This window comes from Paenibacillus sp. FSL L8-0470, assembly GCF_038008625.1.
In the GTDB taxonomy this organism is placed as follows: domain Bacteria; phylum Bacillota; class Bacilli; order Paenibacillales; family Paenibacillaceae; genus Paenibacillus_AQ.
Genome location: NZ_JBBOZM010000001.1, coordinates 3546433 through 3561501 on the forward strand (window position 1 = coordinate 3546433; position 15069 = coordinate 3561501).

The window sequence follows — 15069 nt, forward strand, 5'->3', positions numbered from 1 at the left end:
GCTGAACATTACATATGTCTACGAACTGGAAGATATACACACTCGCCATAATCAGTTTTTTGGTTGGAACCTCGGAATATATTTTATCCGGGATTTTAGATAAGGTTTCACTTTCGTTTGGTGTATCGATAGCGTCTGCAGGTCAACTGATTACGATTTTCTCACTGGTATATGCGCTCTGCACACCTGTTCTAATGGCTTTGACGGCAAGCATGGACCGCCGCAAATTAATCGTCTCTGCACTCGGTGTATTTGTTGTATCCAACATTCTTGCTTTCGTGCTGCCTGGGTATGGACTATTCGTGGCTGCACGCATCCTGATGGCGCTTGGAGCCGGAGTAGTCGTGGTTACGGCATTAAATATTGCTGCCAAAATCGCTCCTGAAGGCAAACAGGCCAGCTCGATCGCAACGGTCGTCATGGGATTTACGGCATCGCTTATTATCGGAGTCCCTCTGGGGCGGATGACCGCGGAACTCCTGGGCTGGAAGTTTGTGTTTGGCGGAATTGCTCTGCTGGGCATCTTGGCAATGATCATTCTCTCGTTCACCATACCGAATATTAAAGGAGATTCACCTGTACCGTTGCGTAACCAATTAGCACTGTTGAAAAAGCCAAAAGTAGCACTCGGATTGTCCATTTCTTTCTTCTGGCTTGGCGGTTATTCTATCGCTTATACGTATCTGTCGCCGTTCCTGCTCAAAGTATCGGGTATAAGCAGCGGCTACATCAGCGGGGCTTTGCTGGCTTTTGGGATCGCCAGTATGATTGGCTCAAAGGTAGGCGGCTACAGTACAGACCGCTGGGGAGTACACCGTACCTTATTCAGCGGAATGGCGCTTCATATCGTAATGCTGCTCTTGTTAGCTGTAGTTAAGGACTCTTTGGCCGGAGTATTGGCTGTATTGGTATTATGGTCATTTGCTGCCTGGTCGTCAGGACCGACACAGCAATATTATTTAACAACGATTGAGCCTGAAGCCTCTGGGGTTATGCTAGGTCTGAATCAGTCCATGATGCAGCTCGCGATGGCTGCCGGAGCGGGGCTGGGCGGTGTAGCCATCAATCAAGTTGCTTTGTCCTCCGTTACATGGTTTGGAGCTGCCGGCGTTGCCCTGGCGATTATTGCTGCTTTTATTCTGTATCGGCTGGATTCCGCACATCAATTGACAGCCTGCTCATTAGAATCTTATAATGAATTAACTTAAACGTATAAGTTGACCTTTAATTTTATTTATAAGGAGCGATTATTATGGAACTGGCAGCATTTATCCACGAACCGAAGGGGGCATTTTCCTATGCGGTTAATCAGGAGACCCTTCATATCCGTATTAAGACCAAACGAGATGATATTCAAGCCGTTAAGCTTCTTCCTATTGACCCGTACAACTGGAAGCCTGTAAGCAAAGGTTCACATGTATGGGAGTTTGCAGTAAAAACCATACAGCCTGTGGAGATGAAGAAGGAATATGTTACCCGTCTGCATGATTGCTGGTTTGCAGAGGTGCCGGGGTTCAAATGGAGCAGAATCCGCTATGGCTTTATATTGGATGACGGGCAGGAGCTGTGTTTTGCAGGATCCCATAGCTTCATCCCGCTGCAGGAAGACTCGGCGCCGCCTGCCGACCATACGAATTATTTCAACTATCCCTATATTCTAGAAGATGATCTTTATAGGGCACCCGCTTGGGTAAGGGATACCGTGTGGTATCAGATTTTCCCGGACCGGTTCAACAGGGGAGCTGCCGGGGAACAGGACAAACTGCTCGCTTGGGGCAGCGATGAACTGGACGGCCCTGAGAAGAAATTTGGCGGGGATCTGCAGGGCGTGACAGAGAAGCTGGATTATATCCGGGGTCTTGGTTGTGATGGGATTTACTTTACGCCTATCTTTGAGTCACCTAGCTCGCATAAATACGACACCAAGGATTATTTCCGGATCGACCCCCAGTTTGGCGACAATGAGAGCTTTGGACGGCTGGTGGAGGAGGCGCACAAACGGGGCATTAAAGTGATGCTGGATGCCGTGTTCAACCACTGCGGGCAGGAGCATCCCTTCTGGCAGGATGTATTGAAGAATGGACAAGACTCGCCTTACTTTGATTACTTTTATATCATGGACCCGGGCAAACCTGTGGTATCAAATTCTATGGCGGCTACGGCGGATGACGATGATTTGGGAGCACATCTGAACTACCGGACTTTTGGATTTGCCGAAAATATGCCAAAATGGAATACAGAAAATGCAAAAGCAAGAGAGTACCTGCTGAGTGTAGCTGTGTATTGGACTGAGCGATATAATATAGACGGCTGGCGGCTGGATGTTGCCAATGAAGTGCCCCATGATTTCTGGCGGGAATTCCGCAAAAAAATCAAAGGCATTAACAAAGAGATCTATATTCTCGGAGAAAACTGGTTTTACTCCAACCCTTGGCTACAGGGCGACCAGTTCGATTCGGTTATGAACTATGAGTTCACGGCAGCAGTTACCCGTTTCTTCGGGGTCCATCTTCAGAATCAGGAACGGTTTACAGCAGCAGATTTTGTATATGCGATTAACGGGCTGCTCGTCAGCTATCCCAAACCTGTGATGCAAAATATGTTCAACCTGCTGGACAGCCATGATACCGCACGAGTTCTCCACATCTGCGGGGACAATGCAGAACTGGTGAAGCTAGCCTATGTCTTCCAGCTTACGTACGGTGGTTCCCCAAGCATTTATTATGGTGGCGAAGTGGGTCTGGGCGGGGATGAACACCACAACCGGCAATGTATGCCGTGGGATACTGCGAAGCAAAACCAGGATCTCTATCAGACCATTCGCCGGTTGATTGAATTAAGAAAGCAATACAACGTGTTCAAGGAAACTGATATCTCCTGGCTGTCCATTGATGATGAGACCGGAAGCTTGATTTATTCAAAAGAATCACAAGGCAGCACTCTGTATGTGCTGATTCATAATTCACCGGTCGCGGCAAGCCTCAACCTTCCCGTTGATCTGAAGGATCAGGTGCTTCAGGACATTTTTGCCGGAGAATCCGTTCGCCTGTCAGATGAAATCAGCATGGAACCTTACTCCTTCCGGTTGCTGGCTCAATAAAGTAAAACGTAATAATTGTGGAGGTTAAAGTTAATGAATGCAGAGGGCAAACCAGCTATTCTAGAATCGATGACAATGTTTGTTCCACAAGACGCCAATCGCGGCATTTCTTTTACCAATAAGGAAGCGGCCTTTTACTTCACTCAATCGCACCTGACGAATCATCCGGAGCATGCCCATTTTGAAGGATTGAATGTGGCCAAGAACAGAATTTTCGGCGGATATTCTCTATTTATAGATAAGCAAAAGCTAGATAATCGAAAGTCGGATGTCTGGGTGTATCCCTATAAGATGCTTCGCAAACACGGGGAACGGACCGAAGAGCTCTGGATGTTTGATTATAAAAATGTAATAGAAGTAAGTCTGGAAGGCGGCTCCGGGCAGGCTGCCGGTATTGTTTTAAACGGTGAAGATGTTGAATTTATAAGCCTTAATCATCAGATTGCTCTGTTTGCCTCCATGGAGGGAGACTGGATTATTGCTGTAATCTCCAAAAATATCCAGCCGCTGTCTATAGACAACGGGATTATAACCAGCTCTGGCAACTCAGACGGCTTTTACATTGCGGTTGGCAAATCAGCCGCTGAGGCAACTGCCTTGATTCAGGATGCCCAGAAACATGCTGCCCGCTGGAAAGCGGATCGTGTGAAGCGGATGGAAGACTTTTTGAACCATAATGTATATGTAGATTCCAGCCCGGAGTCGCTCACCCTTGCGCTGAATTGGCTGAATCTCACGATGGATCAATTGGTGACAAGGCAGCAGGGAGAGGGGATCTATGCTGGTCTGCCCTGGTTCAATGAGTACTGGGGGCGCGATCAATTTATTGCTCTTCCGGGTGCAGCGCTCGTAAACGGACAATTTGAGACAGCCAAGCACATCCTGTTATCTTTTGCAGAATTTCAGGATACGGAGGAGTCGTCCAGAACTTTCGGCAGAGTGCCGAATATTCTCGCTCCCCAGAACATTGATTACCATACCACTGACGGTACACCACGTTTTATTATCCAGCTGCAGGATTATGTGAAATACTCCGGTGACACTGCAATCATCACACAGCTATACCCGGCGGTGCAGAACAGTATAGAAGGGTCGATTCGCAACTGGGTGGATGACAAAGGATATCTTACACATAAAGACAATGAAACGTGGATGGATGCCCGTGATGCGGAGTTGAATTCTTATTCGCCAAGGGATACCCGGGCCAATGATATACAAGCGCTTTGGTACAATCAGCTTCGGGCGGGCGTATATTTTGCGGAGGTTATGAACGATCAAGAAAATGCAGCCAAATGGGATGCGATTGCTGAGAATTTAAAGGGCAATTTCGAGCTGGATTTCCGTGATCAGGCACATCCTTATCTGGCAGACCGTTTGACTGCGGAGGGCGAAGCGGAATTCTCCTTGCGTCCGAACCAGCTGTTTGCTCTGGATATGCTCGAAGACAGTGAATTTAAGAGCAAAGTTATCCGCACCGCATGGGAGGAACTGGCTTATCCTTGGGGAGTTGCCTCACTCGACCGTCAGCATCCGTTGTTCCATCCCTTTCACCTAACGGAGCTTTATCACAAAGATGAAGCTTATCACAACGGCGCGGTATGGACCTGGTTAAACGGCATCGCCATGCAGCGGATGATTGAAGCAGGCCAGCCAGAAACGGCATACAAGCTGTTCCGAAATATGAACTGGCAAGCGCTGAATCTCGGTGTGGTCGGAGGACTGAGTGAGAATCTGGATGCTTACCCTCAGGAGGGTGAGGACTGGGCGAAGCTAACTGGAGCTTATTTGCAGGCCTGGTCCAATGCGGAGCAGCTGCGGGTCTGGTACCAATATTTTCTTGGCATCCAGCCGGATATGATCCGCCGTACGCTTACGCTTGCACCCAGAATCCCTGAAGAGATCAAAGATTTGCACTATCAGGTCAAAGTAGGTGACGGCAGTATTAATGCGACCTATTCCGCGGAAGCTTCCGGACAAACCTATCAATACAGCTTTAATGGAATTGGGCTGACTGTAATTATTGATATTTTGCCTTTTGAGATCGCGAGAATAGAGGTTGAGTCCAATACCATGCTGGAGATTAACCGGACTGGGCATACATTAAAGATTACTCAGCGTGATGCGGAGGACAAGATCATTACAGACGCTACCATACCACTATCAGAAGAGAGAACCCGGTGGCAGTCGCAAAGCGATCAGATCTTTAAGGATGTCAAATTTGCAGAGCCATTGCCTCTGAATACGCATCCGGTGATGCGGCGGTACAATGTTTCAGCAGAAAGCCCGAGTGACTAGAGGATGTCTTCAAACTGGAAGAGCTCTGGGGAAGCAGGGATTTAGTATTGAAAGTAGGGTCCCTAAAAGCCCACGGCGGGTTCGTTCTCGTAGAGGACTCAGGAGACGTTATGGAGAGTAAAGCCCCTGTTTATTCTCTTTTGCGGACCCAGGCGGCCTTATCTGCTCTGCATTAGATCTAAAAACGGCCAGCTGAAAGAAATAACTGCGCTGGAGTCCGTTGTCCTACTGTAACAGGCTAAAAGCTCCAAATAAGTGCAACTCGGTCCTTTCGTGCTCAGAGCACCCATGATTCCTTAGGGCATACAGCAGCAGGTTTTGGCGGGGAAGCGGTTTGAAGCTACGCCTTAGAATAAAAGAATGTTGAAGCCGCCCTTTTGGGCGGTTTTTTTAAAACATAATTTATTTGAGGACGGCGAAGCCGTTTCCACTTGGCAGAACAAAGGTTACGTTCGATGCCGCTTTCGATACGCCATTGGCGGCTCACCGACAATTTTTTTGAATACGGAGTTAAAAGTGTCGATATCCCGGTATCCTACCGACTCGGCAATCATGCTGATTTTGAGATCAGAGGTGCGCAGCCGTTCGCAGCTTTTTTGAATCCGCAGATGCTGCAGATAGGAGCCAAAGGACTGGCCGGTATGCTTGAGGAACATACGTTGGAGATGCCGGCTGCTCCAGCGGGATATTTGGGCCAGATGGGCAAGAGTGATTCCCTCGGAAAGCTTCTGCTCCATAAATAGAATGACCTGGGCGAAATCGGAAGCCTCGATTGTGGACCTGTCTTGATCCGCATATAGTTGCCTGTATACAGTGACTATCAGCTGGCTTAGCAGTGTTTGCAGCATAGTTACGGAGCCGATGCCAGGCACAGACATTTCGCGGTGTAGATTCAGCATTAGTATCTCTATCGAGCCGTCCCAATCCGAGACGGAAAAATAAGCTGATCCGCTGCTGCCGAGTGACTGCAGATGTTCTATAATTGGTGATTCTTCTTGCAGCAGGACGGACAAACGGTCCACCATATAATCATCAAAAAGACAGTTATAGACTATCAAACGGTCTTGTTCTGGATGAGATGTGGCCGGCCGGAATACGTGGGACACGCCCACAGGAATCACGAACAGCATGCCTTTGCGGACCGGAATAACAGCTTGATCCATGTGATGAAAACCCCGCCCTTCAGCGACGTAGCAATATTCAATAAAGTCGTGGGAGTGATAAGGAGCGAAGAAGTTTTCCGCGTAGCGGTTGACCAGCAAGTGCAGATTATTCTGCAGAAAACTCTCGCTTTTGAACAATTGTGCCGATCGTTGCATGTAATCTCCTCCCATAAAAAATGACATGATTTCAGGGATATATTGACCGTATTGCCGGGTAATGAAAGCGGTGCCGAAGCTATAATTATAGAGCAATGATTAAATTATAGCTATAGAGGGAGGATCACACCGATATGTTCGCAATAGAAAAACTTCGCTGTGAGTACAAACAAAACCCGCTCGGCATCGATCTCGCTGCAGCGCGAATCAGCTGGCAGCTGGTAACGGATCGCAGAGATTGCAAACAGGCTGCTTACCAGATTCAGGTTGCTATGGATAACGGCTACCGTGAAATGCGCTGGGATTCCGGCAGAGTGGAGTCATCGCAGTCCATTCATGTCGAGATGGAACAGGTGAAGCCGGAAGCGCGCACACGTTACTATTACCAAATTAGGGCATGGGATCAAGGCGGTGTGTGCTCCGGCTGGTCGGAGACTGCATTTTTTGAAACCGGGTTGATGGGTGAGCCATGGGAGGGAGAGTGGATCAGTGCTCCAACCGAGTATTTCACTGAAGATTCCGAGGTTTGCCCGCAGCTTCGTACATTCGTTGAGCTTAAAGGGATGGTTGCAAGCGCAAGAATTTATGTTACCGCACTGGGTCTGTACGAGCTGCAGTTGAACGGCCGGCGTGTCGGAGATCACTATTTCACTCCCGGTTGGACGAGTTACGGCAAACGCTTACAGTATCAAACGTATGACGTAACCAATCTCCTGTCCGGGGGGACAAATGTGCTAGGCGCGCTGCTGGGGAATGGCTGGTACAAGGGACATTTGGGATGGAAAAAGGAGGAAAAAATCTATGGATCAACAACAGCGCTTTTACTGGAACTTCATATAAAATATACGGATGGCAGTACGCAGCGCATCCATACCGGGCAAGGCTGGGAGGCGGCAGAAAGCGCGATCCGCATGTCGGATATCTATATGGGTGAGACTTACGATGCGCGGCTTGAGCGTAATCTTATGAGTACATCGGAAGCAGGATGGCATCCCGTTGCTGTCATCGGGCATACCAAAGATATTATTGTGGCACAGGAAAATGTTCCTGTAACCCGGAATGAGAATCTGCAGCCTATTGCACTGCTGACAACTCCCCAAGGTGATAAAGTTCTGGACATGGGGCAGAACATGGTCGGTTGGCTTAAATTTTCGGTACAGGGGAAGGCCGGGGAGACTGTTGAACTTCAGCATGCTGAAATATTGGACCGGGACGGCAACTTCTACCGGGAAAACATCCGTAGTGCGACGCAGCTCATCCGCTATACGCTGAAGGGTGGTGAAATAGAGAGCTATGAGCCTCATTTCACCTTCCAGGGGTTTCGTTATGTGAAGCTTACAGGCTTCCCGGAAACCGTTCAGCTTGAGGATTTCACAGGTGTGGTGGTGCATTCAGACATGGAGCGTACCGGGGACTTCCAGTGTTCGGATCCATTGGTGAACCAGCTGCATCACAATATTCTTTGGGGGCAGAAGGGGAACTTTCTGGATGTGCCAACCGACTGCCCGCAGCGGGATGAACGGCTCGGCTGGACCGGTGATGCGCAGATGTTTGTCCGTACAGCTTCGTATCTGATGAACACTGCGCCGTTCTTCACCAAATGGCTGCGGGATTTGAAGGCGGATCAGACCCCTGAAGGAGGTATTCCGTTTTATGTTCCCAACCTGACAGAAGCTTTCTCTGACGGCTGGGGAGAGACAAGCAACTCGTCGGCAGCTTGGGGTGATGCAGCTGCAGTCTGTCCCTGGACAATCTATGAAATGTACGGCGACAAGCGGCTTCTAGCAGAACAGTATGAGAGTATGAAAAGCTGGGTGGGATATATTCGCGCCCAGGGAGACAATCCTTATTTGTGGAATACCGGATTTCATTTCGGGGACTGGCTGGCGCTGGATTCAAAGCCGGACAGCTATGTTGGAGCCACAGATCCCAATTACGTAGCTACCGCATTTTATGCCTATTCGGTTTCACTGACAATTAAAGCAGCTGCCGCACTGGGAAATACAAAGGATGCAGATGAATACCGCGAATTACATCGTAGAATACTTGAAGCCTTCCATGAAGAATATGTGAATCCAGACGGGCAGTTATCCGTCCCCACCCAAACGGCTCAGGTGTTGGCGCTGCGCTTTGATCTTATAGATGGGGTAGCGAAGGAGCAGGCGATCCTGAAACTGGCAGAGCTGCTCTCCGAAGCCGGAGATCATCTGACGACAGGCTTTGTCGGCACACCTTATTTGAATCCTGTGCTTAGTGACAACGGGCATAACGACCTTGCTTACAAGCTGCTCTTTCAGAAGGATTATCCATCCTGGCTCTATCAAGTGACTAAAGGGGCAACTACGATCTGGGAGCATTGGGACGGGATCCGGGAGGATGGCAGCTTCTGGAGTGCAGACATGAACTCCTTTAATCACTATGCATACGGAGCAATCGGAGAATGGCTGTACCGTTATGTTGCCGGAATGGGGCCGGACGAAGCTGAGCCGGGATTTAAGAAGGTTCACATCCGTCCGAGACCGGGCCAAGGCATGGATTTCGCTAGAGCCAGTCTAGAAACCATGTATGGCACATTGGCTTCGTCATGGCGGCGGCTGGAGGATGGCGGCATGGAAGTTCAGATTACGGTCCCCGCAAATACAAGTGCGGTAGTTATACTTCCGGGAGCAATGCTGCAGGGATTGCTTGAGAGCCGCATTCCGGTGGAGCAGGCTGAAGGCATCTACAGCACATTGCCTGCAGAAACTGGTGTGCAAATAGAAATGGGATCGGGCAGCTACCTATTTACTTACGGGTATCCTTCGTAAATGCCGTAATTGCTGCCGTTCAGACTCGGCAGCGTCAGGCTCTTACTCCACAGTGAGAGCCTGATGCTGTTTTTTTCGCTTAATTATGCTTTTTGATCTTTGCACTTACGCTCTCTGCAAACGTCTTAACTGCAGACAAAACTTAGAGGAAAACATTAAAGTACAGCGCTAAACTTCTTTAAATTGATATTACGACTAATCAAGGGTATACCAGCTTTAGCTTAGCACTTGCATAAATGTTGTACGATTACATTAGAAACGAAAGGAGGAAATCTAAAATGGAAGAAGAAAATTTTGCTTTCACGCTGCACTTGAGCGCAAAGCCCGGCGAAATCTTTACTTTCGGCACTTATCCGCAGACTGTTGGCGGCGGGGACAGAACACCGATTAAGTGGCGGGTGCTGCAAAATTCGGGTAGTGAGCTATTCATTTTGAGCGAGTACATTTTGGATTGCAGGCGATATCATGGGGAGTATGCCGATATTACATGGCGTGACTCTGATTTGCGAAGGTGGCTGAACGATGAGTTTTATAATGCCGCGTTCAATGACTCCGAGAAGAGATTCATCAAGACTACACATTGCGCTGACAATGGAGAGGGTAGTGCAGACACGGAGGACAAGGTTTTTTTGCCCAGTGTTCTGGAGGTGAAAGAACTGACCTATAAACTTGATGAAGTCTCTTTAAGTGCGAAACGGCGGGCAATAGCAACAGAATTTGCCAGAATAAAAAAGAACGATGGATGCCACTTGTACGTGTATAATAAAAAAGTGAAAAATGACTATATCACCGAGGAGGGTGAAGAATTGGGCTGCTCCTGGTGGTGGCTGAGAACTCAGCTTGGCAATTCTTCGCGCGCGTTTTTTATTGGCCCTCGCAGCAGTATTCGCAGTTATGGACGTGTCAACTTAGCTTGTTACGGTGTGCGTCCCGCTTTAATAATTCATCTTCAATGATAACGATCGGCACTGGATTATTCATGGTATCGGCCATCTTTTCCGTAGAAATACCTCTCATAAGTTATTCTGCGTAATCTCTATAATGAAGGTGTATTGCATAGAAAGGAGGAGCATCGGCTACAGCTACGATCAGGCACCTACACATTTTGGAGGAGGAGTATCATGCGCAGCAAGTATCTTGCAGGCTCACTTGTAGTCATTCTGCTGATCTCAAGCTGGTTCCTGGCCGTTGGGCCTTTCGCACCCGTATCTGCGGCTGGCGGAACGAACCTGACGCTGGGAAAGCACGTAACGTCGAGTGGACAATCTCAAACGTACAGCCCGGACTTCATCAAAGACAGCAAGCAGGAAACCTACTGGGAAAGCACAAACAGTGCATTCCCCCAATGGATTAGTGTCGATCTTGGAGCAAGTACGAGCATGGATCAAATGGTACTCAAAGTTCCTGCAGGCTGGGAAACCCGTACGCAAACGCTGGCCATCCAAGGCAGCACGAACGGCACCACGTTTACAGATATTGTCGGTTCCAAGGAGTACGTATTTAATCCGGCGGTGGCAGGCAATTCAGTTACCATTCATTTTACCGCTGTCAGTACACGTTACGTCCGTCTGAACGTAACAGCCAATACCGGCTGGCCAGCTGCACAACTCTCTGAATTCGAAATTTATGGTACCGGCAGTATTACGCCAACACCGACTCCTACAGCAACAATTACACCAACAATTACACCAACAGCTTCACCAACGGTTACACCGACACCAACAGTCAACCCGACAGCAACTCCAACGACTTCTCCGGGCAGCAACATTGCCACCGGCAAACCAATCAGCGCATCCTCAAGCACACAATCGTACGTGGCTGCTAATGCAAACGATAATAATACGAGCACATACTGGGAAGGCAGCGGCAAGCCAAGTACATTAACGCTTGATCTCGGCGCAAATTACAACGTTACATCGGTCGTGCTCAAGCTTAATCCGTCCACTGGATGGGGTAAGCGCACACAAACCATTCAAGTGCTCGGCCATAACCAGGACACGACGGCTTTCGGCAGTCTGGTATCCGCACAATCGTATACGTTTAATCCGTCCTCCGGCAATACGGTCACTATTCCGGTGAACGCAACGGTCAAACGCATACAGCTTAACATCACAGCAAATTCCGGTGCACCCGCCGGACAGATTGCTGAATTTCAAGTGTTCGGCACACCTGCACCGAACCCGGATCTCCTGATTAGCGGCATATCTTGGACACCTGCCGCCCCTGTTGAGGGCAGTGCGATCACGTTAAATGCAACGGTTAAGAACAACGGCAATGCAAGTTCCGCAGCCTCAACGGTGAATTTTTACCTGAACAGTGAACTTGCCGGAACTTCCCCGGTAGGCGTATTAGCGGCAGGCGGGTCGGCGAACGTTTCGCTGAATATCGGAACAAAAGCCGCTGCATCCTACGCCTTAAACGCCAAAGTTGATAAGAGCAACCTTATTATTGAGCAGAACGACACCAACAACAGCTATACGAACCCAGCATCGCTTGTTGTCGCTCCTGTGACTAGCTCAGATCTGGTGGGTAGAGTATCGTGGACACCAAGCAACCCGGTTGCCAATAAAGCTGTCAACTTTACTGTGAATCTGAAAAATCAGGGAACCATGGGTTCAGCAAATGGTGCTCATGGAGTCACTGTAGTGCTTAAGAATTCTGCAGGTTCAACCATTCAAACCTTTAACGGCTCCTACAGTGGTACCCTTGCTGCCGGAGCATCTGTTCATGTTGCAATTCCGGGGACTTGGGCAGCGCTTAATGGCAACTATACCGTAACTACTACCGTTGCCGCAGACGCCAACGAAGTGACGGCAAAGCAGGCTAACAATGTAAATACAACAAATCTGGTTGTATATTCTCTTCGTGGGGCAAGTGTACCCTACACACGGTACGACACCGATGACGCTGCCCGAGGTGGAGCTGCAGCCCTGAAGAGTGCACCTACGTTCAATCAGGCATTGATTGCTTCGGAGGCTTCCGGCCAGCGTTATGTGGCACTGCCCTCGAACGGTTCTTATGCCCAGTGGACAGTAAGACCGGGTGAAGGCGGTGCGGGTGTAACCATGAGATTCACCATGCCAGATTCGGCAGATGGTATGGGACTTAACGGTTCGCTGGATGTATATGTAAATGGAGTCAAGGCCAAGACTATTCCACTGAGCTCCTATTACAGCTGGCAGTATTTCTCGGGCGATATGCCGGGAGATGCTCCTAGTGCAGGACGCCCGCTGTTCAGGTTTGATGAAGTGCATTGGAAAATGGACACAGCGCTGCAACCGGGAGATACGATACGCATTCAGAAGAATAACGGGGACAGCCTAGAATATGGTGTGGATTTCATTGAAATTGAGCCCGTTCCGGCGGCTGTCTCACGTCCGGCAGGTGCAGTTTCTGTAACGGATTACGGGGCAATGGCGAATGACAATAAGGATGATCTTGCTGCTTTCAATTCTGCCGTTACTGCAGCAGTTGCAGGCGGGAAAACACTTTACATTCCGGCAGGAACCTTCAACCTCAGCAGCATGTGGCAGATTGGCTCAATCAGTAAAATGATCAGCAACATAACAATTACTGGAGCGGGTTACTGGCATACAAATCTCCAGTTTACCAATCCAAATGCGGCGGGTGGAGGCATTTCGCTCCGAATAACAGGCAAGCTTGATTTCAGCAATGTGTATCTTAATTCGAATCTGCGTTCCAGATATGGGCAAAATGCGATTTACAAGGGTTTCATGGACAATTTCGGAACCAATTCCATCATCCATGACGTCTGGGTAGAGCATTTTGAATGCGGCATGTGGGTAGGGGACTATGGGCATACTCCGGCAATCTATGCCAGCGGGCTGGTGGTCGAGAACAGCCGCATCCGCAACAACCTCGCCGACGGAATCAACTTCGCCCAAGGAACAAGCAACTCCACCGTACGTAACAGCAGCGTGCGGAATAACGGAGATGACGGTCTTGTGGTGTGGACCAGCAATACCAATGGTGCACCTGCCGGTGTAAACAATGTCTTCTCCTACAATACAATCGAGAATAACTGGCGTGCAGCGGCTATCGCCTTCTTTGGCGGAAGCGGGCATAAGGCGGATCACAACTACATCATTGACACCGTTGGAGGTTCCGGAATCCGAATGAACACGGTGTTCCCGGGATATCATTTCCAGAACAACACCGGCATTGTATTCACGGATACAACCATAATCAACAGCGGAACCAGTAAAGACTTGTACGATGGAGAACGCGGAGCGATAGATCTGGAGGCTTCCAATGATCCGATCAAGAACGTAACATTCACCAATATTGATATCATCAACACTCAGCGGGATGCAGTTCAGTTCGGCTACGGAAGCGGATTTGAGAATATTGTGTTTAACAATATCAATATTAACGGTACTGGACTTGACGGGATTACCAGCTCGCGGTTCGCGGGGCCTCATCTGGGTGCGGCGATCTACACTTATACCGGCAATGGTTCTGCAACGTTTAAGAACCTGACGACAAGTAATATCGCTTATCCAGCGTTATACTTCATCCAAAATGGGTTTAAGTTGACCATTCAATAAGATTAACTAAAAGCTCCTGCCTGAGAATGATTCCATGAAGGAATATCTCGGGCAGGCCTTTTTGTATAAACCTGGATATCAATCCTGACAGAGTAGAATATTCATGTTATGATATGAATGAATAAATATAAATTCATTCATTTGCTAATTCACTAGGAAATTCGACTTAAACACAGAAGATACTGGAGGGGCTTCAATGAAAAAAGTTACTGCATTTATCGGAAATCATCAGAAGCATTCGACTTACAAGGCAGTATGTGAATTTGAGCGTAATCTCAAAGCTTATGGTAATATTGAGTTCGAAATCGTATTTCTGAAAGATTATCAGCTTGAATATTGCCGGGGTTGTAAGGTATGTTTTGATAAAGGGGAGGAATATTGCCCATTGCATGATGATCGTGACATTCTGATGGAAAAGATGATCCAATCAGACGGAGTTATTTTTGCCACTCCCAATTACGCATTTCATGTATCCGCACCAATAAAGAACCTGCTGGACCGGCTTGCTTTTACTTTCCATAGACCGCGTTTTTTCGGGAAGACCTTTACGGCGATTGTTAATCAGGGAATCTTTGGAGGCAACGCTATCGTCAAGTATCTTAGCAGTATGGGGGGGAACTTCGGATTTCGGGTCTCCAAAGACTGTGTCCTGACGACGCTTGAGCCCCGAAGTGAAGCTGCGCAGAATAAAATAACCCGGGAAATCAATAAAGCTTCTGCGAGATTTTACAAGAACCTTATGCGTCCAGCACCACCAGTTCCTTCTTTTTTCAGGCTGATGACATTCCGTATGTCCCGTACCAGCATTCAGCTAATGCTCGACGATAAGTCTAAGGATTACCGGTATTACAAGGAAAACGGCTGGTTTGAATCGGGGTACTATTACCCGGTTTCCTTAGGGCTTGTCAAAAAAATGGCTGGTCGCATTTTCGATGGAATGGGAAAAAGAATGGCTAAACGCTCATAGCAAATAACAGTAA

General features: G+C 48.4%; 8 protein-coding genes. 7 read left to right on the forward strand and 1 reads right to left on the reverse strand.

Annotated features, from left to right (window positions below):
* The first annotated feature begins 14 nt into the window (after positions 1-14).
* The 3 genes from NST99_RS16155 to NST99_RS16165 are packed head-to-tail and all read left to right on the forward strand — an operon-like array spanning position 15 to position 5395.
* A complete protein-coding gene (locus NST99_RS16155) occupies positions 15-1208 on the forward strand; it encodes an MFS transporter (protein WP_341093056.1) in 1194 nt (397 codons plus the stop codon).
* Positions 1209-1252: 44 nt separating this feature from the next.
* Positions 1253-3100: a glycoside hydrolase family 13 protein gene (locus NST99_RS16160; protein ID WP_341093057.1), complete on the forward strand. Its 1848-nt coding sequence runs from the start codon at positions 1253-1255 to the stop codon at positions 3098-3100.
* Positions 3101-3133: 33 nt separating this feature from the next.
* The gene (locus NST99_RS16165) at positions 3134-5395 is read left to right on the forward strand and encodes an amylo-alpha-1,6-glucosidase (protein WP_341093058.1); all 2262 of its coding nucleotides are present in this window, start codon (positions 3134-3136) and stop codon (positions 5393-5395) included.
* A 446-nt stretch (positions 5396-5841) separates the two neighbouring features.
* Here the strand turns inward: NST99_RS16165 and NST99_RS16170 are convergent, their stop codons facing one another.
* Positions 5842-6714, reverse strand: a complete 873-nt coding sequence (locus tag NST99_RS16170; protein WP_341093059.1) for an AraC family transcriptional regulator — start codon at positions 6712-6714, stop codon at positions 5842-5844.
* 134 nt (positions 6715-6848) lie between these two features.
* On the opposite strand from NST99_RS16170, the gene NST99_RS16175 reads away from it, so the two are divergent.
* The 4 genes from NST99_RS16175 to NST99_RS16190 all read left to right on the forward strand — a co-directional run bounded on the left by NST99_RS16175 (position 6849) and on the right by NST99_RS16190 (position 15056).
* A complete protein-coding gene (locus NST99_RS16175; protein WP_341093061.1) occupies positions 6849-9521 on the forward strand; it encodes a family 78 glycoside hydrolase catalytic domain in 2673 nt (890 codons plus the stop codon).
* Between the two features lie 278 nt (positions 9522-9799).
* Positions 9800-10477 carry a DUF6273 domain-containing protein gene (locus tag NST99_RS16180; RefSeq protein WP_341093062.1) on the forward strand — a complete coding sequence of 226 codons (678 nt, stop codon included), beginning with the start codon at positions 9800-9802 and terminating at the stop codon, positions 10475-10477.
* A 165-nt stretch (positions 10478-10642) separates the two neighbouring features.
* A complete protein-coding gene (locus tag NST99_RS16185; RefSeq protein WP_341093063.1) occupies positions 10643-14089 on the forward strand; it encodes a discoidin domain-containing protein in 3447 nt (1148 codons plus the stop codon).
* A gap of 196 nt (positions 14090-14285) precedes the next feature.
* Positions 14286-15056: a flavodoxin family protein gene (locus NST99_RS16190; RefSeq protein ID WP_341093064.1), complete on the forward strand. Its 771-nt coding sequence runs from the start codon at positions 14286-14288 to the stop codon at positions 15054-15056.
* Positions 15057-15069: the final 13 nt, after the last annotated feature.